At 39.8% G+C, this 25,891-nt stretch carries 25 protein-coding genes; all 25 read left to right on the top strand.

All coding sequences use genetic code 11. From position 1 onward, the window contains the following. Nucleotides 1–15: 15 nt before the first annotated feature. The 25 genes from fliI to QUE09_RS13270 all read left to right on the top strand — a co-directional run bounded on the left by fliI (nt 16) and on the right by QUE09_RS13270 (nt 25,848). Nucleotides 16–1,386, top strand: a complete 1,371-nt coding sequence (fliI, locus tag QUE09_RS13390; RefSeq protein ID WP_286233277.1) for a flagellar protein export ATPase FliI — start codon at nt 16–18, stop codon at nt 1,384–1,386. 21 nt (nt 1,387–1,407) lie between these two features. Beyond that, a complete protein-coding gene (gene fliJ, locus QUE09_RS13385; protein WP_286233276.1) occupies nt 1,408–1,854 on the top strand; it encodes a flagellar export protein FliJ in 447 nt (148 codons plus the stop codon). A 150-nt stretch (nt 1,855–2,004) separates the two neighbouring features. Then, nucleotides 2,005–3,945, top strand: a complete 1,941-nt coding sequence (locus tag QUE09_RS13380; protein ID WP_286233275.1) for a flagellar hook-length control protein FliK — start codon at nt 2,005–2,007, stop codon at nt 3,943–3,945. A gap of 77 nt (nt 3,946–4,022) precedes the next feature. After that, nucleotides 4,023–4,577: a flagellar basal body-associated protein FliL gene (gene fliL / locus QUE09_RS13375; RefSeq protein ID WP_286233274.1), complete on the top strand. Its 555-nt coding sequence runs from the start codon at nt 4,023–4,025 to the stop codon at nt 4,575–4,577. 25 nt (nt 4,578–4,602) lie between these two features. Then, nucleotides 4,603–5,670 (top strand): flagellar motor switch protein FliM, encoded by a 1,068-nt coding sequence (gene fliM / locus QUE09_RS13370; RefSeq protein WP_286233273.1) that lies wholly within the window; start codon nt 4,603–4,605, stop codon nt 5,668–5,670. Nucleotides 5,671–5,684: 14 nt separating this feature from the next. Then, entirely contained in the window at nt 5,685–6,089 is a 405-nt protein-coding gene (gene fliN / locus QUE09_RS13365) for a flagellar motor switch protein FliN (RefSeq protein ID WP_286233272.1), read from the top strand. 7 nt (nt 6,090–6,096) lie between these two features. Next, the gene (gene fliO, locus QUE09_RS13360; RefSeq protein WP_286233271.1) at nt 6,097–6,531 is read left to right on the top strand and encodes a flagellar biosynthetic protein FliO; all 435 of its coding nucleotides are present in this window, start codon (nt 6,097–6,099) and stop codon (nt 6,529–6,531) included. Nucleotide 6,532: 1 nt separating this feature from the next. Next, a complete protein-coding gene (fliP, locus tag QUE09_RS13355; protein WP_286233270.1) occupies nt 6,533–7,324 on the top strand; it encodes a flagellar type III secretion system pore protein FliP in 792 nt (263 codons plus the stop codon). Further along, complete coding sequence (gene fliQ, locus QUE09_RS13350; RefSeq protein ID WP_286233269.1) at nt 7,324–7,593, top strand: flagellar biosynthesis protein FliQ; 270 nt, start codon at nt 7,324–7,326, stop codon at nt 7,591–7,593. Before fliP ends, fliQ begins: the two co-directional genes overlap by 1 nt. A gap of 12 nt (nt 7,594–7,605) precedes the next feature. After that, nucleotides 7,606–8,388 carry a flagellar biosynthetic protein FliR gene (fliR, locus tag QUE09_RS13345; protein ID WP_286233268.1) on the top strand — a complete coding sequence of 261 codons (783 nt, stop codon included), beginning with the start codon at nt 7,606–7,608 and terminating at the stop codon, nt 8,386–8,388. 1 nt (nt 8,389) lies between these two features. Continuing rightward, on the top strand, nt 8,390–9,520 hold the full coding sequence (flhB, locus tag QUE09_RS13340) for a flagellar biosynthesis protein FlhB (RefSeq protein ID WP_286233267.1): 1,131 nt from the start codon (nt 8,390–8,392) through the stop codon (nt 9,518–9,520). A 162-nt stretch (nt 9,521–9,682) separates the two neighbouring features. Continuing rightward, complete coding sequence (gene flhA / locus QUE09_RS13335) at nt 9,683–11,785, top strand: flagellar biosynthesis protein FlhA (RefSeq protein ID WP_286233266.1); 2,103 nt, start codon at nt 9,683–9,685, stop codon at nt 11,783–11,785. Between the two features lie 81 nt (nt 11,786–11,866). Further along, on the top strand, nt 11,867–13,384 hold the full coding sequence (gene flhF / locus QUE09_RS13330; protein WP_286233265.1) for a flagellar biosynthesis GTPase FlhF: 1,518 nt from the start codon (nt 11,867–11,869) through the stop codon (nt 13,382–13,384). A 32-nt stretch (nt 13,385–13,416) separates the two neighbouring features. After that, nucleotides 13,417–14,259: a MinD/ParA family protein gene (locus tag QUE09_RS13325; protein WP_286233264.1), complete on the top strand. Its 843-nt coding sequence runs from the start codon at nt 13,417–13,419 to the stop codon at nt 14,257–14,259. A 15-nt stretch (nt 14,260–14,274) separates the two neighbouring features. Continuing rightward, on the top strand, nt 14,275–14,997 hold the full coding sequence (locus QUE09_RS13320) for an RNA polymerase sigma factor FliA (protein WP_286235933.1): 723 nt from the start codon (nt 14,275–14,277) through the stop codon (nt 14,995–14,997). A 47-nt stretch (nt 14,998–15,044) separates the two neighbouring features. Next, nucleotides 15,045–15,428, top strand: a complete 384-nt coding sequence (gene cheY / locus QUE09_RS13315) for a chemotaxis response regulator CheY (RefSeq protein WP_074500631.1) — start codon at nt 15,045–15,047, stop codon at nt 15,426–15,428. A 27-nt stretch (nt 15,429–15,455) separates the two neighbouring features. Beyond that, a complete protein-coding gene (locus QUE09_RS13310) occupies nt 15,456–16,199 on the top strand; it encodes a protein phosphatase CheZ (RefSeq protein ID WP_286233263.1) in 744 nt (247 codons plus the stop codon). A 13-nt stretch (nt 16,200–16,212) separates the two neighbouring features. Continuing rightward, on the top strand, nt 16,213–18,315 hold the full coding sequence (locus tag QUE09_RS13305) for a chemotaxis protein CheA (RefSeq protein ID WP_286233262.1): 2,103 nt from the start codon (nt 16,213–16,215) through the stop codon (nt 18,313–18,315). A gap of 32 nt (nt 18,316–18,347) precedes the next feature. Further along, on the top strand, nt 18,348–19,451 hold the full coding sequence (locus tag QUE09_RS13300; RefSeq protein WP_286233261.1) for a protein-glutamate methylesterase/protein-glutamine glutaminase: 1,104 nt from the start codon (nt 18,348–18,350) through the stop codon (nt 19,449–19,451). 27 nt (nt 19,452–19,478) lie between these two features. Further along, nucleotides 19,479–20,261 (top strand): ParA family protein, encoded by a 783-nt coding sequence (locus tag QUE09_RS13295; RefSeq protein ID WP_286233259.1) that lies wholly within the window; start codon nt 19,479–19,481, stop codon nt 20,259–20,261. Further along, nucleotides 20,262–21,059 carry a chemotaxis protein CheW gene (locus QUE09_RS13290; RefSeq protein WP_286233257.1) on the top strand — a complete coding sequence of 266 codons (798 nt, stop codon included), beginning with the start codon at nt 20,262–20,264 and terminating at the stop codon, nt 21,057–21,059. It begins immediately after the preceding gene. 88 nt (nt 21,060–21,147) lie between these two features. After that, nucleotides 21,148–21,642, top strand: coding sequence for a chemotaxis protein CheW (locus QUE09_RS13285; protein WP_286233256.1), 495 nt, complete (start codon nt 21,148–21,150; stop codon nt 21,640–21,642). Nucleotides 21,643–21,792: 150 nt separating this feature from the next. Further along, a complete protein-coding gene (locus QUE09_RS13280) occupies nt 21,793–22,155 on the top strand; it encodes a DUF2802 domain-containing protein (protein ID WP_286233255.1) in 363 nt (120 codons plus the stop codon). 132 nt (nt 22,156–22,287) lie between these two features. Then, entirely contained in the window at nt 22,288–23,061 is a 774-nt protein-coding gene (locus tag QUE09_RS13275) for an MlaA family lipoprotein (protein WP_286233254.1), read from the top strand. 36 nt (nt 23,062–23,097) lie between these two features. After that, nucleotides 23,098–25,848: an SLBB domain-containing protein gene (locus QUE09_RS13270; protein ID WP_286233253.1), complete on the top strand. Its 2,751-nt coding sequence runs from the start codon at nt 23,098–23,100 to the stop codon at nt 25,846–25,848. Nucleotides 25,849–25,891: the final 43 nt, after the last annotated feature.

The raw sequence follows: 25,891 nt of genomic DNA, 5'->3' as shown, positions 1-25,891 counted from the left end.
AGTGTCAAATATTTGATGATTGATGTAGAAGGCATTACCCAGAGGTTAACTAACAGCTTACAATTTGCACAACGGCAGCCGATTTCTGTTGCTGGTAAATTAGTGCGAGTTGTTGGTTTAACACTTGAAGCTGTCGGTGTTAAGGCGCAAGTTGGTAGTCAATGCTTAGTTGAAACGGCACAAGGCGACTTAATTGCGGAAGTCGTTGGCTTTGCTAATGAGATTACCTACTTAATGCCTGAGCAAAGTTTACAAGGCGTCTTACCGGGTGCTCGAGTGGTTCCTTTAGCAACCAAAGCACGTTTACCTTTATCGATGGATTTGCTTGGTCGCGTTATTGATGGTGTTGGAAAACCATTAGATGGTAGGGGCCCTATTAAAGCAGATAAAGACGCAAATTATACATCTAAGCCTATCAACCCTCTCGCTCGCAGAGCAATCACTGAACCTTTAGATGTTGGTGTCCGTTCAATTAATAGCTTTATTACAGTAGGTCAGGGACAGCGAATGGGATTATTCGCGGGTTCAGGCGTAGGTAAAAGTGTATTGCTTGGCATGATGACACGAGGAACGACAGCGGATGTTATCGTAGTCGGGTTAGTCGGCGAACGTGGTCGTGAAGTTAAAGAGTTTATAGAAGAAATTTTAGGTGAAGAAGGGCGTCAACGTTCAGTGGTTGTTGCGGCCCCAGCTGATAATTCGCCACTGATGCGTTTAAAAGGCTGTGAAACAGCTGTACAGATAGCTGAATATTTTCGAGATCAAGGGTTGAACGTACTGTTACTCATTGATTCAATCACCCGTTATGCACAAGCGCAACGTGAAATAGCGCTTGCTGTTGGAGAACCGCCCGCAACGAAAGGTTATCCACCATCAGTTTTTTCAAAGTTACCTCAACTTGTTGAACGTGCTGGTAATGGTGGTGATGGTCAAGGTGCTATCACAGCATTTTTTACTGTGTTAACTGAAGGTGATGATCTACAAGATCCAATTGCAGATGCCGCGCGGGCGATACTTGATGGCCATATTGTATTATCTCGTGAACTTGCCGATAGCGGACATTTCCCCGCCGTTGACATTGAAGGATCAATTTCACGTGTTATGCCAATGGTGACGAGTGAAGAACATCAAGAGCTAGCTAGGGGGTTAAAGCAGTTCTACTCATTATATCAACAAAACAAAGATTTAATTTCTATAGGCGCGTATAGCAAGGGAACGGATCCGAGAATCGATCAGGCAATTCAGTTATTACCGGTTATTAATTTTTTCTTGCAACAGAAAATGACAGAAATCGTTCCGTATGATCAAAGTTTAGAACAATTACAAGAAGTTATTGGTGCGGCACAGGCGCATGCACAGCAACAGAATACAGCGAATCAAGAATAACGTGATTGAAGGTAGTTATTGATGTCAATGAAGCAACTAAAAACGCTACATAAATTTGAGTCAGACAAAGAGCAGAAAGCTATTCAGCAATTGCAACTGGCTGAAAAAGATTACCAAGATAACGTAATGCGATTACAAAGCGTAGGGGAGTTCAGGTTGGAATATATGAAACGTCTCGATCAACGTGCGTTGTCAGGGGTTGATAGTGTCACGTATCGTCATTTTCACGCGTTCGTTGCTAAACTTGATAATGCTGCAGAGCAGGTTGAAATTGCTATTAAACAGGCGAAAGCCTTGATGGAACAACGTAAACAACAATGGATGTTACAACGACAAAAAGTGCAAGCTGTAGAAAAATTACAAGAAAAACAACAATTATTACTAACTAAAAAAGCAAACAGAGCTGAACAAGCAATGTTTGACGAAATAGCTGCCCAGCAATTCCTTAGACGTAATCATCATAGATAAGTTGTTTTGTATGTTGGTTAAGTATCAAAACACCCTATTTTCACTTTTTTATTATTAATTGGAATAGAATTTGCTTTATCTCTCTTAGGCTGTGCCTGAACCGTTTTGGGCAAGGCAACAACATCTAACTGATTAGTGAAGGTTTTTACGATGACACAAATGAACGTATTACCCGTAGAAGTTAACCAAGGTTCTGAAAATAAAGGATTATTATCTCATATTGGTTCAAATAAAGATTCAGGTGTAGATAGACAAACCTCAAGTTTTGCTGGTTACATGAACGAAAATCAAGCGAAGAATAACGGCAAAAAGCGGCAAGATCATGACCGTGACACTGTGGAAAGTCGCAAAAATAATGATGTATCGACCAAGCAAAGTGATCAAAAAGCAGATATAGATAAAACTGTAGAACAAAAAACAAAAGAAGATGCTGACGCTTCAACTCAAGCGGCGCAGAGCAAAGACAGTAATGAGCCTGTAAAGGAATCAAGCTCAGCAGAAGATGAAGCAATAACTAAAAATCAAGCGCAACAGTCTGAGCATTCTCAACCAGGTGAAACTAAAAAAGCATCGAAATTTGTTGATGCAGAGGTGCATAATACACGTGCTGAAGTGGCAATAAAGCTACTTGATTTTATCAATGCTTCTGAAGTTGTTTCAACAGAACACAGTAATGTTCATAAAAAAGCAATGCAAGAAGCATTAGAGGCTGCAAAGCAAATTAATGCGCAACAACAGCTTGAACAATCAGGTAAAAAGCCGTCAGAAACGGTTGAATTAGCGCATAAAGAACAAAAACTTGCCGCTGAAATTCAAGCGATATTGTCAGGTCGAAATAATAAAAACACATCAAATGAACAAAAACAAAATGAAGTTAATGTTGATGGGCAGATAAAAGCAATTCAATCTGAGGACGCAGATAAGAAAAATACCGACAAGCTTTTAAAAGCGCTTGCAGGCGAAAACCAACAATCAGATAAATCGACAACAGGTGTGAGTGATGCACAATTATCCGCTGAAACCCAAGCCCAGAAAGTAGCAAATACGATAGATAAAGAATCCCAGAAAGCAGTATTAAAAGGTGAAACCGCTCAACAGGTAAATGAGCAATTATCCGTTGTAAAAGAAGCGAAAACGATAAATGCGGATACTGAAGTAGATTTAAGTGTTAAAGGCAAGAGCGAAAACGTACAAGTCAATACATCAACATCTGTTGAACTTGATGAAGCAAAGAGCGAAGAACAACACATAGTGAAAGATGCGAAAGTTATCGTCAACCCAGTCGCCTCTGACTCACCGCAAAAAGCTGACAGTAAAGATGGCAATACGCGCGTTATAAACCAAGCTACTTCAACTGTTGTTAACAACACGGGTGGCGCGACTGAAAAACAAGCTGATAATAGCGAACAGCAGCAATTCAATGACAATGCGTCGGCGTTTGATAAATCTCAGTCTGAGCAAAAGTCATCACTTGCAGTAGAAAATGACAAAAAAGCCGTTGCAGATACGAAAGTAGAGCGTCATGTTAACTTTGCTGAACCTACACAATCAACGACAGCTTTATCTAAAGAAGAAGAGCAGGCAGCTCATGCAATGTTAGCAAAAGCTAATGCTGATAGTATATCTGTGCAGTCTACCCGTACCGCACAGGTTATTGCACAAGAAACAATTGCCATCAACCGTAAAGATTTTAGTGTCGCTGTTAAAGAAAAAGTGATGGTCATGATTAATCAAAAACTAAGACAGCTAGAAATAAGGCTAGACCCACCAGAACTTGGCAGTATGCAAGTTAAAATCAACATGCAGAATGAACAGGCGGCAGTAAACTTTGTTGTTCAGAACCCTCAAGCTAAGGATGCCCTCGAGCAACATATGGGGAAATTAAAAGATATGCTTGAGCAATCGGGCGTTGATGTTGGTGATGCAAATATCGAACAACGTGAGCCACAAAGCGATGGAGACACTGAACTTAATGGTGGTTCGAGCCAAAGTGGCTCAAACGAAGATAATGGGTTGATGCATGACGAAAGTATACCACCAGAGGCAAATTTGTATAAAGCTTCATCAACTGGTGTAGATTACTATGCTTAAATGCATAAAAGCAGTTGCGCATTCTTGAATCGAAGATATAGTTGCTGATATACAAGTATGATTGATAAGGGCTAATTATGGCTGAAGAAGGAAAAGAGCTAGAACTTGATAATTCTGGAAAAAAGAAAAAGTTAATTATCATCATCGCTGCTGTCGTTGTGCTCGCCGTGGGTGGAGGTGCAGCCTACTTCTTTATGGGGAGTGATAGTGGCCCAACTCAAGAACAACTAGATGCAGCGTTAGACTCAGGTGAGCCTAGTGACGCAATGGGCGATACAGGTGCTGCGAAGCCAGCAGGGGGAGCGAATTTAGGTACAGCTTTGTATGTGCCTATGCCAAGACCTTTTCGTTTTAATATTCCTGGGGCAAATAGAGATCGATTTGTCGAAATTAAGGTACAGCTTTTAGTCAGAGGTTCTGATAACGAAGAAGCGGCTAAAAAGCATATTCCACTGATTGAAAGCACCTTGTTGGCAGTATTTACGCAATCTAATGCAGATGACCTGGCGACTAGTGCAGGTAAAACATCATTAAAACAGCAAGCGCTGTCTGAAGTACAAAAAATAATGATGGATGTTGAAGATCAAAAAGTGGTAGAGCAAGTATTATTTACTGGCTTTGTCATGCAATAACGCAATAACTTAAAGAGATACCATCGTGAGTGATTTACTTTCACAAGACGAAATTGATGCGCTACTCCATGGCGTAGATGATGTCGAAGAAGACGAGGTCGACGAGGATGTACCCGCGCGAGAAGGTACGAGCGACTATGACTTCTCGTCACAAGATCGTATTGTCCGTGGGCGCATGCCTACGCTCGAAATGGTAAATGAGCGCTTTGCTCGCCATATGCGTATCAGTTTATTCAATATGATGCGTCGCACGGCAGAAGTATCCATTAATGGTATTCAAATGATTAAGTTTGGTGAGTACGTACATACCTTGTTCGTACCAACTAGCTTGAATATGGTGCGTTTTAGACCATTGAAAGGTACAGGGTTGATCACCATGGAAGCACGCTTAGTGTTTATCCTGGTAGATAACTTCTTTGGTGGTGACGGCCGATATCATGCGAAAATTGAAGGACGTGAATTTACCCCAACAGAACGTCGTATTATTCAAATGTTGCTTAAGTTAATTTTTGAAGATTACAAAGAAGCGTGGTCTCCAGTCATGGATGTTTCATTTGAATATTTAGATTCTGAAGTAAACCCGTCTATGGCTAATATAGTGAGCCCAACAGAAGTTGTGGTTATCAGTTCGTTCCATATCGAGCTAGACGGTGGCGGCGGAGATTTTCATGTTGCATTACCTTATTCAATGCTTGAACCTATTCGTGAATTGTTAGATGCCGGTGTACAAAGTGATAAAGAAGATACCGATATGCGTTGGTCTAAGGCACTTCGAGATGAAATCATGGATGTACCCGTAGAACTTTCCACTAAGTTCCTTGAAGTAGATATACCATTATCAAAAATTATGGAATTAGAAGCGGGTGATATTATACCCATCGAGATGCCAGAGCATATTACAGTGCTTATTGAAGAGTTACCAACGTTTAGAGCAAAACTAGGCAAAAGCCGAGATAACATAGCATTACAAATTCAAGAGAAAATTAAACGACCAGAGTCAGTGAAAAATGAATTGACCATCTTAACAAAAGGTGGCAAACGACTAGATAGTGACGCTGAACTTCACTTACTTGAAGATGATTTAGAGTATTAAAACCGAGGCTGATTATGAGTGATGAAAATGAAGACCTAAGTATGTGGGATGAGGCGATGGATGAACAAGCCGAAGCCGAAGCTGATGAAGGTGAAAACAACGCAGAAGCTGTTGAGCTTGACGAGTTAAGTGAAGATGCCCCTATCACTGGTGAAGAAAAGCGTAAACTCGATACTATTTTAGATATACCTGTGACTATTTCCATGGAAGTGGGGCGCAGCCAAATCAGTATTCGAAACCTATTGCAGTTGAATCAAGGCTCTGTTGTTGAGCTAGATCGCGTTGCGGGTGAGGCATTAGATGTATTGGTGAATGGTACTTTAATAGCACATGGTGAAGTTGTTGTTGTCAATGACAAGTTTGGTATTCGCTTAACAGATGTGATCAGTCAAGTTGAACGCATCAAAAAGCTTAAATAACACTATTATGTCTTTGATTAAGCAAACGTTATTGCCAATATTAGCGATTACTTTTTTTTCGTTTCAGTCGCATGCACAGGAGCAAGCTGTAGAAGTTGGCAAACATGCCAATGTCAACATGGATGCAGCAAGCATGATTTTGGCGCTATTGCTTGTATTAGCGCTAATTGTCGTTAGCGCTTTTGTATTGAAAAAATTCAATATGATCAATAAAGTGTCATCTGGAATGAAGGTAGTTGCTAGTTTGCCGCTAGGTACTAAAGAAAAACTGATAGTAGTACAAGTAGGCGATGAACAATTATTGCTTGGCGTGAGTCATCAACAGGTTAATTTAATAAAAACGTTAGAAACACCTTTACCGGAGTCAAGCTCGCTTTCAGAGCAAGTGAATAACCCGCTTCAACAATTTATCCAACAAAAAATTAAAAATAATAGAGAATAACATGAGCAAATTAACGTCCCGTAAACACACAATATTTCGCCCAATTTGGCTGTTAATTTTGTGTTTTGGGGTGATGTTAAGCGGCCAAGTATTTGCAGAGCAAGATTTATCTTTACCTGCATTAACGCTATCTACCAATCCTGATGGTAGTCAAGAGTATTCGGTAACCTTACAAATACTCATTTTTATGACCGCGCTGAGTTTTATACCTGCGGCTGTTATTATGATGACATCTTTCACGAGAATAGTCGTTATCATGGCAATTCTTCGCCAAGCGTTCGGTTTGCAACAAACACCTTCTAATCAAGTGATTATTGGTTTAACTTTGTTTATGACATTATTTATTATGACACCGGTTTATAATCAAATTAATGCAACCGCAATTCAACCTTACCTTGCTGAACAAAAAACCTCGGTAGAAGCCTTAGACAGTGCTAAAGTGCCTATTCGAGCTTTTATGCTTGAACAAACACGCTTAAAAGATTTGGATACGCTTGCGCAAATGGCAGGGATAACCCAAGTTGATCAGCCAACAGACTTACCTATGACTGTTATCATCCCAGCATTTATTATCAGTGAATTAAAAACCGCATTCCAAATTGGTTTTATGCTGTTTATTCCTTTTTTGATTATTGATTTAGTCGTTGCCAGTATACTTATGGCGATGGGTATGATGATGTTATCGCCTATGATTGTATCTCTACCTTTTAAATTAATGCTGTTCGTATTAGTAGACGGTTGGAACCTTGTGATCGGAACAATAGCGAGTAGCTATGGTATGGGAGCCCCATAATGAGCCCAGAAGTCTTTGTTGATATTTTAAGAGACGCTTTATTTCTCGTCATCGTACTTGTAAGTGCGGTTATTGTGCCGAGTTTAATTGTTGGTTTGATTGTCGCGGTATTTCAAGCAGCAACATCAATAAACGAACAAACGTTGAGTTTTCTTCCTCGTTTAATTGTTACATTATTGGCGTTAATTGTTGGTGGTCATTGGCTAGTACAAAAGCTGATGGATTATACCATTAGGCTTGTTAGTTCAATCCCCTCAGTAATCGCTTAATCGTCACTTATTATGGAATTTACTGATGCGGTAATAAACCAATACATGGCAGATTTTATGTTGCCATTTTCGCGTGTTTCCGCATTAGTAATGTCGATGATTGCGCTAGGTGCCAAAGCGGTACCTATGCGAATTAAGCTGTTCTTATCTTTAGCTATTACGTTTGCAATAATGCCTGCGATACCACCTGCACGCATTGATTCAATGTTTTCGTTTGAAATGGTATTACTTGTCGCTGAACAAACATTGATTGGCGCTATGATGGGTATGGTTACTAACTTAGTGGTAAATACTTTTACCATAGCCGGCCAAATTATTGCGATGCAAACCGGTCTTGGCTTCGCTTCTTTGGTTGACCCTGCCAGTGGTATGAACGTACCTGCTGTTGGTCAGTTCTTTTTAATACTTTCAACACTATTATTTTGGGCAATGGATGGGCATTTGGCTTATTTACAATTTGTCACGACGAGCTTTACTACGTTGCCTATTCCTTTAGAAGAGTTTTCGTCAACAAAATTTCGTGATTTAGTGGAATGGGGCGCATGGATGTTTGCCACTGCACTGTCACTTGCAATGGCCCCCTTAACGGCAATGTTATTAATTAATTTCTCTTTTGGTATTATGACCCGAGCTGCTCCTCAGCTAAATATATTTGCTATCGGTTTTCCTATTACCATGTGTTCGGGTTTGCTCATTATGTGGCTTACTATGGGCAACTTTTTATTACACTTTGAATTGCAATGGCAAAGAGCCTTAGATCTTACCTGTCATCTTATCGATTGTAGGGGAGCATAGTTTGGCTGAATCTGATTCTGGTGAAAAAACCGAAGAACCGACGGGGAAAAAGCTTTCAGACGCTCGAAAGAAAGGCCAGATTGCCCGCTCTAAAGACTTAGGCACCATGTTTGTCCTTGTTGGTAGTGCAGTTGCACTGATGATGACAGGTAGCGCACTGGTTACCAGTCTTTCATCGATAATGAAAAGATTATTCACGCTCTCACGAGAAGAAGTGATGGACCTCAATAAACTATTTGGCCTTATTGGCGATGCCGTTTATTCATTATCTGTACCCGTTGGCTGGATGTTTTTTATTATCATGGTAGCGGCATTTATTGGCAATATCTTACTCGGAGGCATGAATTTCTCCTGGGAGGCCATGGCACCAAAAGCAAGTAAGCTTTCTCCTATTGCGGGGTTTAAGCGTATGTTTGGTGTCAAAGCATGGGTTGAATTAATCAAGTCATTGCTGAAATTTTTTGTCGTTGTACTCAGCGCTTATTTATTATTAGTTGGATTGTTTGATCAAATATTGGCGTTAAGTATTGAAGCGATCCCACTTAACTTCGCTCATGCCGTAGATTTATTACTTTGGATGTTTTTGGCGTTGAGCTTATCTTTAGTTGTGATTGTTGCTGTCGATGCGCCTTATCAAAAATGGGATCATATACGACAACTAAAAATGACTAAGCAAGAAATTAAAGACGAGTTAAAAAACTCTGAAGGTAGTCCGGAGAATAAAGGACGAATTCGTCGCACACAATATGAAATGTCACAACGTCGACAAATGGCGGAAGTGCCAAACTCTGATGTTGTGATCACTAACCCAACACATTATTCAATTGCGATAAAATATGACACTGATTTAGGGGGCGCCCCTAGAGTCATTGCCAAAGGCATTGATGAAATGGCGATACATATTCGAACAATAGCCAAAGAACATGGTGTTGAAATACTGGCCTCTCCTGCACTCGCTCGTTCACTTTATTATACCGCAGAAGTAGATGAAGAAATTCCAGAAGAACTGTTTGCTGCAGTCGCACAGGTACTCGCATTTGTTTATCAACTGGAAGAATTTAGAAAAGGTAAAGCAAAGCGTCCAGTACCATTGGCGAAAAACCTGCCGATACCAGACGATTTTAAATACTAGTCCTTAGTAGCATCTGTTGACCTTTCGCGTTTATCAAACAAAATTTCATCGCTAAAGTTCACCAGACCCCTAGCATTAAAAAATAATTTTTCAACGGACGTTTTACTTGGTCTGAAATTTGCAAAATTGCGGTATGCGTCAAAAAACTATCGTGATGATTAAATGCAATTAGCAGCACATTTCAATCAATTAAAACAAAAGAAGTTTAGCGTTTTTGCCGGAGCGGGAACACCCCTTCTGGTTGTAGCGATTCTTGGTATGGTTATTTTACCCATGCCTGCAATGTTGTTAGATGTTCTCTTTTCTTTCAATATCGCGCTTGCGCTCGTGGTGCTTCTTATCACTGTTTACACTCTAAAACCATTAGAATTTGGTTCATTTCCTTCCGTATTACTTATTGCAACTATTCTTCGGTTAGCACTAAACGTAGCAAGTACAAGGGTTGTACTTTTAGAAGGTCATGAGGGACCAGATGCTGCGGGTAAAGTGATTGAGGCATTCGGCTCTGTTGTTATTGGTGGCAATTATGCGGTCGGCTTAGTGGTCTTTCTAATCTTGATTATTATTAATTTTATTGTTGTTACTAAAGGTGCTGGTCGTATATCAGAAGTAACAGCGCGTTTCACGTTAGATGCAATGCCAGGTAAGCAAATGGCAATTGATGCCGATCTTAATGCTGGCTTTATTAACGCTGAAGAAGCGCGTGAACGCCGTATCGAAGTAACTAGTGAAGCTGATTTTTATGGTTCGATGGATGGTGCAAGTAAGTTTGTAAAGGGTGATGCCATCGCCGGTATTCTTATATTATTTATTAATATTATTGGCGGGTTAGTCATTGGTATGGTGCAACATGATTTGACTTTTGATAATGCGGTTGAAGTGTATACATTGTTGACTATTGGTGACGGTTTAGTGGCGCAAATTCCAGGGTTATTACTTTCTGTAGCTACGGCAATTGTTGTAACGCGTCAAAATACTAGCCAAGACATGGGCTCTCAAGTAAGCAATCAGCTGGGCCAAGAAAAATCTCTTTATATCGCTGCTTCTGTAATGTTTGTGATGGGTGTCGTACCTGGTATGCCACACTTTGCTTTTTTAACCTTTGCAGTATTAATTGCTGGCGGTGCGTATCTCACTACTAAATTTAAGAAAACCAAAGCAGACGATGAAGCAAAAGCGAAAGAAGTTGCTGAAGTAGAAACGGCTCAAAAACAACAAGAAGTTAAAGAACTAGACTGGGATGATGTTAACCCAGTTGATATTGTTGGCTTAGAAATTGGTTATCGATTAATTCCACTTGTTGATAAAGGACAAGGCGGTGAACTATTAAATCGTATTAAAGGGGTTAGGAAAAAACTTTCTCAAGAATTTGGCTTCTTGGTGCCGGCTGTACACATTCGCGATAACTTAGACTTAGATCCTAATTCTTATCAAATATCACTAATGGGTGTAACAGTAGGCGCAGCAGAAATTCGACATGATCACGATCTTGCCATCAACCCTGGTCAAGTGTATGGAAAACTTGATGGTATCGCGACAAAAGATCCCGCGTTTGGTCTTGATGCAGTGTGGATTACTCAAGCACAACGTGAACAAGCACAAGCGTTAGGTTATACCGTAGTGGATTCAGCAACGGTACTGGCAACCCACTTAAGCCAAGTACTGACGAATAATGCAGCACAATTGCTTGGGCATGAAGAGGTTCAAAATTTACTTGATATGCTTGCTAAAAACTATCCGAAACTTGTGGAAGGGCTTATTCCTGAAGTATTGACGTTAGGCACGGTGGTCAAAGTATTACAAAACTTAATGAATGAAGGTGTTGCTGTTAGAGATATGCGTAGCATAGTTCAAACACTTGTTGAGTATGGACCGAAAAGTCAAGATACAGATATTTTAACAGCAGCAGTGCGTATTACATTACGGAAATTTATTATTCAAGACCTTGTTGGTTCGGTTCAAGAGATACCCGTCATAACTTTGTCACCAGAGTTGGAACAAATGTTGCACCAGTCAATGCAAATGGCAGGAGACGATGGTGCAGGTATAGAACCTGGCTTAGCTGAAAGATTACAAACGTCGCTTACCGAAGGTGCACAACAGCAAGAAATGGAAGGGGATACGCCAATATTGCTAACTTCGGGAATGTTACGCACTGTACTCGCTAAGTTTGTTAAATACACGATTCCAGGCTTACGTGTTATTTCTTATCAAGAAGTACCTGACGATAAACAGATTAAGATTGTCAGTTCTATTGGTCAGTAAGCACGTTTATTTGGATTGAACATCGTCGAAGCATTAACAATTTAGACAAGTAACGCCGTGATGTGTCGGTAAGGGGTCAACGTGAAGATTAGACGTTTTGTTGCAAAAGATATGAGAACTGCTTTAGAGCAAATAAAGCATGAGTTAGGTGCTGACGCGGTCATCATGTCAAATAAAAAAATTCCTGAGGGTGTCGAATTAATGGCGGCAGTGGATTACAGTCAACAAGTACCTACTGCACCTGAAGCTGTACCTCAATCTACACGTGAAATTTCTAACGATGTCGTGTCAATTGGCCAACAACAAATGAGTGAACAACGTTCAGCTACTGTTGCCCCACAAGATGTTGCTGAGTCATCTCAACCACCTGCTGATAGCCTTGCTGCATTGCTACAACGTCAGCAAAAGTCATCGGCCGGAAAAGCGACACCTGTGCAAACTTCTCCAGCACATCAACAGCAACATGCCTTAGATATAGAGCAACAATTAAAGAATTTTACCGATCGGTTAGAGCAAGGTGCACATCAAGTAGCCCCAACAGTAGAATCTGGTGAAAATGCGATGGCAAGCCAAACGTCTACACAAAGCGATCTCAAGGAAGCGCCAGCGGCGAACTTTAATAATGACGTTGCACCTGTTAATACACAAGCGAGTGTTAAACCGACGCATGCGTCTGATGAGATAGAAGCGATGCGTCAAGAAATGTCATCTATTCGTCAATTACTTGAACATCAAATTTCTGGGTTAATGTGGCAAGACATGGCACAGAAAAACCCAGCGAAAGCCTTTTTAGTGAATCGTTTAATGGCGATGGGCATTACAGAAGACGTTGCTGATCAAGTAGCAAGTTACTTACCTCATTATGAAAATGAAGCAGAAGCTTGGCAGCAAGCAAAACAATTACTTGCAAGTCAATTGCATACTACCAATAATGAAATCATTCATCGCGGTGGTGTAGTATCGCTTGTCGGCCCAACAGGTGTAGGCAAAACCACTACAATAGCCAAGTTGGCTGCACGTTTTGCGCAAATTCATGGTGCAGATCAAGTAGCAATGATTTCTACAGATAGTTATCGTATTGCTGGTTTTGAACAGTTGACGACCTACGGCAGAATTATTGGCTGCCAAGTTAAACTTGCGAAAGAAGGTGCTGAACTAGATACATTATTGCAACAATTCTCAAACAAGAAGTTAGTCCTTATTGATACTGCGGGTATGGGCCAAAGAGACATGCGCTTAACTGAACATCTAACTAACTTACTCGCAAGCTCTCGTGTTAGAATTCGCAACTACTTGGTATTATCAGCAAATACACAACAACGTGTTATGCAAGAAAATGTAGACCGCTTTAAAAAAGTACCACTAGCGGGTTGTATTTATACAAAACTTGATGAAAGCTTGAGCGTTGGTGAAATAATTGCAACTTCTATACAAAATGGTCTCGCAATAGGTTATCTTACTGATGGACAAAGAGTTCCAGAAGATATTAAAGTTGCAAATGCTGAAAAGTTGGTTACGCTTGCAGATAGACTTGCAACGAAATTGAATGGCCACAATTCGTGGCGACCAATGCCAAACTCAATGGCAGTTGGCATGTAAAATATTTTTGATGTTTAATTAGAGTAATGTGAATGATAGATCAGGCAAGTGGCTTACGAAAAATGCAACAGCAAAACCAAATAAAAGTCATAGCAGTTTCTGGTGGTAAAGGTGGTGTTGGTAAAACAAATGTGTCACTTAATACGTCTATTGCCCTAGCACAACTTGGAAAAAGAGTTCTCGTATTAGATGCCGATTTAGGCTTGGCAAATGTTGATGTAATGTTGGGTTTACGTGTAAAACGCAACTTGTCACATGTCATGTCAGGCGAGTGTGAACTTGACGATATAATCATAGAAGGCCCCGCAGGGATAAAAATTATTCCGGCTACATCGGGTACGCAATCAATGGTTGATCTTACGCCATCAGAACATGCAGGTTTAATTCGCGCCTTTAGCGATATGCAAACGCAGTTTGACGTTTTAATCGTTGATACAGCAGCGGGCATATCAGATATGGTGTTGAGCTTTGCACGTGCAGCCCAAGATGTATTATTAGTTGTCTGTGATGAACCTACCTCTATTACTGACTGTTACGCACTCATGAAATTGCTTAGCAGAGATCACGAAGTATTTAAATTTAAAGTTGTTGCAAATATGGTACGCAGCCCAAAAGAAGGGCAACAACTCTTTGGTAAGTTATCAAAGGTCTCGGAGCGATTTTTAGATGTTGCGCTTGAGCTTGTAGGGGTTATTCCCTTTGATGAGAATATTCGTAAAGCAGTAAGAAAACAGCAAGCTATTGTTGAAGCTTTTCCGGATTCACCTGCATCAAGAGCATTTACAGCGCTAGCCAATAAAATTATTAAATGGCCAGTACCGAATCATGCTTCTGGTCATTTAGAGTTTTTTATAGAACAGCTAATTGAAAGCTAACACGAAAGGTAAGCAATTTTGGTTAAAGCCAGTGCATACGGTTCGCAAATAGATAAAACTGCGTTGCTTGAACAACATAGCAGTTTAGTAAAGCGTATTGCATATCATCTCCTTGCTCGACTTCCAGCCAGCGTTATCGTGGATGATCTGATTCAATCAGGCATGATTGGTTTGTTGGAAGCTGCAAATAACTTTGATAATACCAAAGGCGCAAGCTTTGAAACCTTTGCTGGTATTCGTATTCGTGGTGCAATGCTTGACGAAATACGTCGAGGTGATTGGACTCCAAGATCAGTACATAAAAACAGCAGAATGGTGAGTGATGCCATAAAAACACTCGAATCAGAACTAGGTAGAGATGTTTCTGATGTTGAAGTTGCTGAAAAACTTGATATTTCGCTGAATGAGTACCATCATATTCTTAACGAAGTAAATTGTGGCAAAATCATTGGCATCGATGATTTGGGCGTGAGTGAAGACGCGGTCTCAAGCTTTGAAGATAAAAACAATGCTGATCCATATCAAGATATAGAACATGTAGTGTTTAAAAAATCATTATCAGAGTGTATAACTACTTTACCAGAGCGAGAAGCTTTAGTACTGTCTCTGTATTATGATGAAGAATTGAATTTACGTGAAATTGGTCAAGTCCTTGATGTTAGCGAATCTCGAGTCAGCCAAATTCATAGTCAAGCATTACATCGGTTAAAAGCGCGTATGCAATCTTGGCAAAGTTAAGTACAATATATTTATAAGCATTTTGAAATAAGTCCCTGGAGGGTGCCTTGGATAAAAATATGAAAGTACTTGTTGTTGATGATTTTTCAACAATGAGACGTATCGTAAAAAACTTATTACGTGATTTAGGTTTCACTAATATTCAAGAAGCAGATGACGGCAGTACTGCATTACCGATGCTTAAAGAAGGTGATTTTGATTTTGTTGTGACAGATTGGAATATGCCAGGGATGCAAGGTATCGATTTACTCAAAGCAATACGAGCAGACGCTAGCTTATCGCATATACCGGTATTGATGGTTACAGCGGAAGCGAAAAAAGAACAAATCGTAATGGCTGCACAAGCAGGCGTTAATGGTTATATCGTCAAGCCTTTTACTGCGGCTACGTTAAAAACTAAACTTGATAAGATTTTCGAGCGTTTAGGTTAATAACGAATTGTTGCGTAAGGACGTTGCATGAGTATAAATAACAGTGTCCATGTTTCATTGGAACAGGCAAAGCTGTTGGTTGAGTATTTAGAAACTGATCAACAAGAAAAAGCAGATGAATTGATTGCAGAAATTCAAAATCCAATCAATTCTGAATTGTTCGCCGAAATTGGTAAGTTAACACGTCAACTTCATGATTCATTGATGAATTTTCAATTAGATTCACGATTGAATGATTTAGCTACCGCGGATATACCTGATGCCAAAGAGCGACTTAATTATGTTATCAGTCGAACGGAAGATGCCGCAAATAAAACCATGGACGCGGTTGAGTCAATTTTTCCGGTGGTCGACACAATTCAACATCAAATTAGCACAGTAAAACCGCTGTGGACCAAGCTTATGCACAACAATTTAGATGTGGGTGAGTTTAAATCGTTATGCCATGATATTGATGCACTGCTAAAAACAACGGATCGTGAAACAACACGAATGCATGGTCTTATGACAGACGTGTTAATGGCGCAAGATTTCCAAGATTTAACTGGGCAGGTGATACGTAAAGTTATTGATCTTGTTCGTGAAGTTGAAGATAGTTTAATTAATATGCTGACAGCCTTTGGTGTCACAAGTGAAGGCATGGAAAATACTAGTAAACCGTCTGTGGGTGAAAACCTAGTTGAAGGCCCAATCGTCAATAAAGATAAACGCGATGACGTAGTTGCCGATCAAGACGATGTTGATGATCTTTTATCGAGTTTAGGATTCTAATAGGAGTTGCTGGATGTCATACGAAGCAGATGAAGAAATTCTTCAAGACTTTCTGATCGAAGCTGGTGAAATACTTGAAAGCTTATCTGAGCAACTCGTAGAGTTAGAGAATGATCCAGATAATGCTGATTTATTGAATGCTATTTTCCGTGGATTTCATACGGTAAAAGGCGGCGCAGGTTTCTTAGCATTAACTGAACTCGTTGACGTTTGTCATGGTGCGGAAAATATTTTCGATATTCTGCGAAACGGCCAACGAAGCGTAACGCCTGAACTAATGGATGTTATTCTGCAAGGCTTAGACACGGTAAACGATATGTTTGCTTTAGTACAAGCGCGTGAACCATTAGTACCAGCAGACCCAGCGTTGTTAGCAGAATTGCACCGATTAAGTGTACCAGAAGGCGCTGAGGAAGCTGCGCCTGCAGTGGAAGAACCCGTAGCAGCAGCGCCGACTGAACCAGAGCCCTCAGATGCTGCATCGTCGTCAGACGAAATGACCGAAGACGAATTTGAGCGATTATTAGATGAGCTTCATGGTGGTGGTTCACCCACAGCAGCAACTGAACCTGAAGCGCCAAAATCAAGCGCGGCAGGTTCTGGTGATGATATAACAGATGATGAGTTTGAAAGCTTATTAGACGAATTACATGGTCAAGGTGCGTTTGCATCTAATGTAGGCGCGAGTAAAGCGTCTACGAATAGCGACGAAATAAATGATGACGAGTTTGAAAGCTTATTAGATGAAATTCATGGTAAGGGTAATGCGCCGCAAACGGGCAATCAAAAACCTGTTGAAGCCGCAAAAACAGCAGCACCGGCACCAACGCCTAAACCTGTAGAAAAACCTACCCCTGCTGCTGCGGCTAAACCTGCAGCAAATGCGCCAGCTAAAAAGCCAGCAGACAAGCAAAATGCGCCACAAGGTGAAACTACGGTGCGGGTTGATACGCAACGACTTGATCAAATTATGAATATGGTCGGTGAGTTGGTGTTAGTGCGTAATCGTTTGACGAGCCTAGGCATGACAAAAGAAGACGAAGAGCTGACCAAAGCTGTGTCTAATTTGGATGCCGTAACAACCGATTTGCAAGGTGCGGTGATGAAAACCCGCATGCAACCAATTAAAAAGGTTTTTGGCCGATTTCCGCGCGTTGTACGTGACCTTGCTCGTAGCTTGAATAAAGAGATTAAGTTAATTCTAGAGGGTGAAGAAACCGATTTAGATAAGAACTTAGTTGAAGCACTTGCCGATCCACTGGTGCATTTAGTACGAAACTCTGTTGATCACGGTATTGAAATACCAAGCGTGCGTGAAGAAAACGGTAAGCCGAGAGAAGGCACCGTTATTTTATCGGCTTCACAAGAAGGTGATCATATTCTGTTAACCATTAGAGATGATGGTGCAGGGATGAATGCCGAAAAATTAAAAGAAATTGCTATTGAACGTGGTGTGCTCGATGCAGATGCTGCGGCAAGAATGTCTGATCAAGATGCATTCAATCTAATATTTGCACCAGGTTTCTCAACAAAAACTGAAATTTCTGAGGTCTCAGGGCGAGGCGTAGGGATGGATGTTGTAAAAACAAAAATCACTCAGTTAAACGGCACGGTTAACATTGATTCTGAACTTGGTATTGGTACGGTACTTGAGATAAAAGTGCCACTAACGCTTGCGATATTACCTACTTTAATGGTTGTTGTTGGTGAACAAACGTTTGCTTTACCGCTTGCAGGGGTAAATGAAATTTTCCATCTTGACCTAACAAATACAAATGTTGTTGATGGTCAACTTACCATTATAGTAAGAGAGAAAGCGATACCATTATTCTATCTTGATCAGTGGTTAGTTAGAGATTTTCAGGAAAAACCACGCGATAAAGGTCATGTTGTTATTGTGCAAATTGGCGCACAGCAAGTGGGGTTTGTCGTAGATAGCTTAATTGGTCAAGAGGAAGTAGTTATTAAACCCCTTGACCGCTTATTACATGGTACGCCTGGTATGGCAGGTGCAACTATTACAAGTGATGGTGGCATTGCCTTGATAATTGATGTGCCTAGTATGCTTAAATATTATGCAAAAAAATCTGCCGTAAATAAGAAATTGCGTTCATAATTAACGATAACAACACGCAAAAGAGATATTAAATGACCTATAAAGTTCTGGTTGTTGATGATTCAAGTTTTTTTAGACGACGAGTCACTGACATAATTAATAACGATAAGAACTTAACGGTTATAGATGTTGCTGTTAATGGCATCGAAGCGGTAGAAAAAGCAAAGACTTTGAAGCCAGATGTTATTACGATGGACATCGAGATGCCGTTGCTAAACGGCATTGAAGCTGTTAAGCAAATAATGAAGCATTCTCCAATTCCTATTTTGATGTTTTCTTCATTAACGCATCAAGGCGCCAAGGCAACATTGGATGCACTCGATGCAGGTGCGCTTGACTTCCTTCCAAAGAAATTTAACGAAATTGCTAATACTAAAAGTGATGCTGGTAGCGTACTCAGAGAGCGCGTATTAGAAATTGCTCGTAAAAGAGGCGGAGCTCGTCGTATTGGAGCTAGACCAAGCGCTAGAACACCGCTAGTCACACCCAGTACGACAAGCATAAACGCCAGACCAACACAGCCAAAAGCTACTGCTAGTGTTAGAGCGTCAGGTAAAGCATATAAATTACTTGCGATTGGCACATCGACAGGTGGTCCGGTAGCATTACAAAAAATTCTCACGCAACTACCTGCGGATTTTCCATTACCGATAGTGATGGTTCAGCATATGCCAGGCGCATTTACCAAAGCTTTTGCTACGCGCTTAAATAGTTTATGTAAAATAGAAGTTCGTGAAGCTGAAAATGGTGATGTACTCAAGCCAGGTGTCGCCTATTTAGCGCCTGGTGGTACGCAAATGTTAATTGAAGGTAAAGACTCGTTTGCCAAATTAAAGGTTGTCGTTGATGAGACAGATAGAATTGCATTTAAACCTAGCGTAGATGTAAGTTTTGGTTCAGCAGCGAAAGTGTTTTCAGGTTCCGTACTCGGCATTATTTTGACAGGTATGGGGTCAGATGGTCGTGAAGGTTCAAGAATGCTGAAAGCTCAAGGAGCAACTATTTGGGCACAAGATGAAGAAACTTGTGTTGTATATGGTATGCCTCAGGCAGTGGCTTCAGCAGGCATATCTACGTTAGATTTACCGCTTCTTGAGTTTCCTAAAGCCATTTTAAAAGAGATTCAATACGGATAAGTACTCAGGTGCTAAGTAGGTGATAGCTTGTTAGTTTGGACAGTTGCAAATCAGAAAGGTGGTGTTGGCAAGACAACATCAACGATTGCGTTAGGCGGGCTGCTAGCAGAACGCGGCAAACGCGTATTGCTTGTTGATACAGATCCGCATGCCTCTTTAAGCTACTATTTTGGTATAGAGTCAGAAGAGCTCGAACTCAGTGTATATGACTTGTTTGTTCAAGTGTCAACGAAAGAACAAATTATGCAGAGCCTTTGCCCTACGAAATATAAAAATATTGATATTTTACCTGCCACAATGGGGCTTGCTACTTTAGACCGAGCATTAGGTGCTAAAGGCGGAATGGGGCTTGTACTGAAAAAAGCGATTACACAATTAGAAGGTGAATACGATATTGTTTTAATGGACTGTCCTCCTGTATTAGGTGTGCTTATGGTCAATGCGCTTGCGGCATCGGATCGCATTATTGTACCTGTTCAAACAGAGTTTCTAGCACTTAAAGGGCTAGATAGAATGATGAAAACGCTCGAAATTATGCAAGGTGAGCAACAACAACCATTTACCTACACGATAGTTCCTACAATGTTTGATAAACGCACAAAGGCATCGCTGTTAGCATATCGAAAACTGCAAGAAGTTTATGGTGACACGGTTTGGCATGGTGTCATTCCTATTGATACCAATTTTAGGAATGCGAGTGAGGCACAACAAGTACCCTCTGACTTTCAATCTTCTACAAGAGGCGTAGTTGCGTATAAAAGTTTGCTAGACTATTTACTATCACTGGAAAAAAATCGAGGTCACCATTAGATGGCTTCTAAAGATAAAGGCTCGTTGGCTGCTAGCAAAGGGTTAATGCAAAATTACCTTTCAGAACTGTTAACTGAAGAAGAAATTGAGCCGGTTGAAGAACAAAAGCAACAACTCGATAAATTACTTCAGCAAGCAAGTGTTACCCATAATGTTGATGAAAAGCAATTAGACGTTATTACGTCGGCAAAATCTCTGAATAAACAACCAACAATTGTCGCCAAAACACCTATTAAAGAAAAAATAGAGACTGACACTGTTAAACCAACAGTACAGCAAGAAGAAACCACCTTAAAAACGAAAAAAAGCCAAGCTGAATTCGTCATTAAGAAAGAGAAAGATTACCGTAAAGGGTCTTTTCAGGCGATGTTTTTTGATGTTGCGGGGTTAATTGTTGCTGTACCGTTAATTGAACTAGGTGGCATTCATAACGTAGATAAAACCAATAGCTTGATGGGAAAGCCGTCATGGTTTAAAGGCGTAATGTTACACAGAGAAGAAAAAATTAATGTTGTTGATACTGCTCAATGGATAATGCCAGAAAAATGTACTGATGCCTTAATTAATTCATTGAACTATCAGTATGTTATAATGTTAAATAACAGTGCATGGGGACTAATGGCCGAAAACTTAATTGACACGGTAACGTTAGAGCAAGATGATGTTAAATGGTTAAAAGATTCTACTAAACGCCCTTGGTTAGCGGGGCTAATAAAAGATCGTATGTGTGCACTTATTGATGTAGAGGCTTTAGTTTTAATGTTAGACGAAGGTGCTAATATTCATCAAAGTGCTTAATGATGTAATATTTAATTTGATGTATTAACAAGGTAAATCTATCTTTATAATAGATTTTTAGAGAATTAACGCGAAAGAGGCGAGCAGTATGTCTGATGAAAGACGCAGTGCAAACGAAAATGTAGATACTAATGACGAAGTACTACAGTGGGTAACTTTTAAGTTAGATTGCGAAACATACGGTATCAATGTGATGCAAGTACAAGAAGTACTGCGTTATAGCGAAATTGCTCCAGTACCAGGCGCACCTACTTATGTTTTAGGTATTATTAATCTTCGTGGCAATGTTGTAACCGTAATCGATACGCGGTCTCGATTTGGCTTAGAGTCATCAGAAGTCACAGATAATACGCGGATTGTTATTATTGAAGCTGAGAAGCAGGTCATTGGTATTTTAGTGGACAGCGTAGCTGAAGTTGTTTATTTAAAAGCCTCAGAAATTGATGTAGCACCGAATGTTGGTAATGAAGAAAGTGCTAAGTTTATTCAAGGTGTATCTAATCGCGATGGCGAACTACTTATTTTAGTTGATTTAAATAAGTTATTAACAGATGATGAGTGGGATGAACTGAAACAATTCTAAGAGCTTGCCACTGCTTTTTAAGTGGCAACTCCCACAAACACTATGAATGAATTAAATAGCTACATTGAATACGCAGTCATTGCACTTTTGCTGTTACTCGTTCTCGTCTGTTTTATTAAGATTTCCAGGCAAGCAAAAAAGCTAAACTACATGACAACTCAGTTATCTGGCTTAGAAGTGTTAATCAATGACCTACAACAAGAAATTTTTAAAACGACTGACAGTGTAGACAAGTATCAGCAGCAAACTAAAGATTGGCAAGTTGAACAAGAGCAGGTGAGTGGCCAACTTACACATCGCACTAATACGCTAAAAGAATCTATTAAGTCGCTCCAAGATGAATTCTCCAATTTTCAACATCAACAGCCAGAAGATAAGTTATATTCTCGGGCTCAAAAAATGGTGCAGCTTGGCGCAGATGTTGATGAATTGATGACTGAATGTCAGCTACCTAAAATTGAAGCTGAAATGCTTATTGCTATGCATAAGCGCAATAGTAAATCGTCGAACTAATAGCTTCTTTCTTACAATTTTTATAAACTTTTCTACTACATTTCATACGTTAAGAGCTATATCGCTTGCATTTCACGTGGTAAACTTTGCTCGGAATTTTTTTAGCTTAGATTTTCTTAAGGAAAGAGTACCTTGTCACGAACGCTAATTCATCTAAAAAGTTTATGTATCGCGCTAACCACTATTTGGTTGGTAGGTTGTTCTTCCACACCTTCACAAGAAGGGGCATCGGGTGATCCTAAAGATCCACTTGAAACGATAAACCGCCCAATTTGGACGTTTAACTGGGAGTACGCAGATAAGTATGTTTTAAAGCCTGCATCAGAAGCATATGTTACCAATGTGAATGAAGATTTTCGTGCTGGTGTATATAATATGGCGTTAAATCTTAATGAGCCGTCAGCGGTTATTAACAATTTATTACAAGGTAAATTTAGTGACGCAGCTAAAAGTACTGGTCGCTTTTTACTCAACTCTACGATTGGTTTATTAGGTTTTTTTGACCCCGCTAGTGATTTTGGTTGGGGAAGGAAACATGAAGAATTTGGTGAAGTGCTTGGTAGCTATGGTGTTGGCGATGGTCCATATTTAATGTTACCTGGTATGGGGCCGTCTTCAGTTAGAGATGAAGTAGGTGATTTTGTGGACCGTTATTATTGGCCGATGGCGGTAATAGATTTTTGGCCAAATCTCGTCAGAATTGGTATCATCGCGCTTGAGCAACGTTCTCAATTAAAAGATCAAGAACAAATGCTTGAAAACTCTGCAGATACATACGAGTTTGTAAAAAATGCATATTTTCAAAATATGAAATTTAAGGTTTATGATGGTAATCCTCCCATTGAAGAAAGTGAGGACGATGAAGACTTTGAAGCCTTCATGGACGAGCTCGATACAATCGAGTAAACAACTGGTTTATATAATTAAAAAGTTAATTTCACAATGATCAAAAACATTAAGTTCACGCTATTACTCTTTATTGGTGTAATTCATTTAGCTGTTAATGCGGCTCAAATCCCTTCAAGTATCGATCCGATGATGCTTGAGCAATTTAGACAACTTTCACCAGCGCAACAAAGATCTCTAGCGCAAAGTATGGGGATTGACTTTACTGATCTACAAAAAATGTTGAATTCGACCGGTAAAGATAAAAAGTCGGCAAAAGAAAAAGTATTACCCCAGTATTTCCCTCGAGGAACTGAATTTAATGAATCAGGTTTGCCACTGCCATCTGAATATTCATTTTCTATGATTGAAGAGGAAGAAGAAGATACTGGTGAACCTAAACCTTTTGGTTATGATGTATTTGCCGTAGCGCCTAATACCTTTGCACCATCGATGGATATTGCTATTCCAGATGATTATATTGTTGGCGTAGGCGATACAATTTTTATACAAGTTTTTGGTAAAGAAAATTATTCCTATGAGTCGCCAGTTTCTAGAGAAGGCAAGATAGTTATACCTGAGTTAGGGGCTTATGTTGTCTCAGGCTTGTCATTTGCAGAATTGAAGAAGTATTTAAGCAACGTTATTAACGAGCAGCTTGTTGGAGCTGAGGTAATAACCACACTGACAGATCTGCGCTCTATACGCGTTTTTGTGCTTGGTGATGCATTCAAGCCTGGTCAGTATGTATTAAGTTCATTATCGAGTATCACCCATGCGTTGTTTTCCGCAGGCGGTATTAGTGACATTGGTACACTGAGAAATATCGAGTTGAAACGAAGCGGTAAAGTTATAGCGCGCTTAGATCTTTACGACTTATTGATTAAAGGTGATTCAAGTAACGATTTGCTTTTAAAGTCGGGTGATGTAATTTTCATTCCTCCTGTTGGTGAACGCGTTACTGTAGAAGGTGAAATTAATAGGCCAGGTATTTACGAGTTAAGCGGCCAAGAGTCTTTTCAAGATATTATAGATATTGCAGGTGGTTTATTACCAACGGCTTATTTAAAGTCTTCTATTGTTGAGCGATTTAATGAACGTAACTTAAGAACTGTTCAAAACTTAGATTTTACAAAGCCATCAGATTTAATGAAAAAAACCCAAAATGGCGATCATATTAAAATTGTTAAAACATCAGAAGTATACGACGACTCAATTACCTTGATTGGTGCTGTAACACGCCCTGGTAAATATCAATGGAAACCAGAAATGCGAGTTTCCGATGTAATTCCTGCTATTCATGCATATTTAGAGGAAGATGCGGAAGTTAACTATAGTATCGTTGTACGAGAGAAAGGCATTGGCCGTAACATCGAGGTACACCAATTTAGTATTCACGATGCGTTAACTGATCCTGACTCGCAAGATAATTTGGTATTAGAGTCTAGAGATAAAGTCATTGTTTTTTCTAATGTTGAAAGTGAAAATGTGGATGTTAGATCGCTTGAAAGTCTCGCGTTCACAAAAGCTGAGTTAATAGAAATAGAAAAGCAAGAAGCAGAAGATGCTTATGATGAAAAAACATTTTGGGAAACTTATGATGCCGATGCGTCTTCAATACAAACAGGTGTTGAGGATGAAACTGAAAAACAAGCGTTAGAACAAACATTTAATTCAATGGATGAAATAACGCGTAAAGATTCAGACACATTAAATATTAATACATTAGGTTACTTTTCTCGAAAAAGGTTATTGGCACCAATTATAGAGCAGCTTAAACGCCAAGCTTCTGCAGGTACACCGATCCAATTAATAGAAGTAGAAGGTGCGGTTAAATTTCCTGGTTTATATCCGCTGTCTAAAAATGCCAAAGTTACTGACGCTATTCTTGCTGCTGGTGGTTTAAAAGAATCTGCTTACCTCGGTAATGCTGAAATAACGCGAGATGATATTTCCCTTACCAATGCTTCTAAAAAGTCAATGAACATCGTATTAGGTGAAGCATTAGCAGGAAATCTAGACGAAAATATTACCTTGAAAAGTAAAGATAGAATTAACATCCATCAAATACCTTCATGGCAAGAAAACCACATTGTTGAATTGAAGGGTGAATTCAAATTCCCAGGAAAGTATACAATTCGTCGCGGTGAGTCACTTGGACAGCTTATAGAACGAGTAGGTGGCTTTACAGATTTTGCTTATGTACAAGCATCACTATTTACGCGAGAAAAACTTAAAGAGATGGAAGTACAGAATCTCGTTAAAGTATCTGAAAGCTTGCGTATGGAAATTGCGTCTAAAAATTTAGCAAATCAATCAGGGCCTTCGATCAATTATGATCAAGCGAGAAAATTGCTTGCAGATATTACCCAAGTGAAGCCAGTTGGCCGTTTGGTTGTCGACATTCCACGTATTTTAAAAGACGATACGTTTGATGTGTTATTAGAAGATGGTGATGTCCTTTATGTGCCAACCAAGCAAAACTCAGTCAATGTTATTGGTCAAGTACAAGTGGCAACGTCTCATATTTATCAACCAGGATTAGATGCCATTGAATATGTAAATCTTAGTGGTGGTATGAAAATACAGGCTGACGACGAAAGGATATATGTAATAAAAGCTAACGGCTCTGTTGAAATACCGGGTACAGACAGTTGGTTTGCTTCAAGTGGATATGAATTACAACCTGGTGATACTGTTGTAGTGCCACTGGATTCTTCTTACATGGAAAATATTCAACTTTGGAAGGTATCTACTCAAATTATTTATCAAGCAGCTGTTGCTATTGCTGCGATATCAGGTATTTAGAGTAATTTTATAGACAAAGAGTAATAGCCAATGGATGGCTGTT

Origin of the sequence: Thalassotalea sediminis, from assembly GCF_030295915.1 — a bacterium.
Lineage (GTDB): Bacteria > Pseudomonadota > Gammaproteobacteria > Enterobacterales > Alteromonadaceae > Thalassotalea_C > Thalassotalea_C sediminis.
Note: the sequence above shows the minus strand (reverse complement) of the source record. Positions and strands in the feature narration are given on the sequence as shown.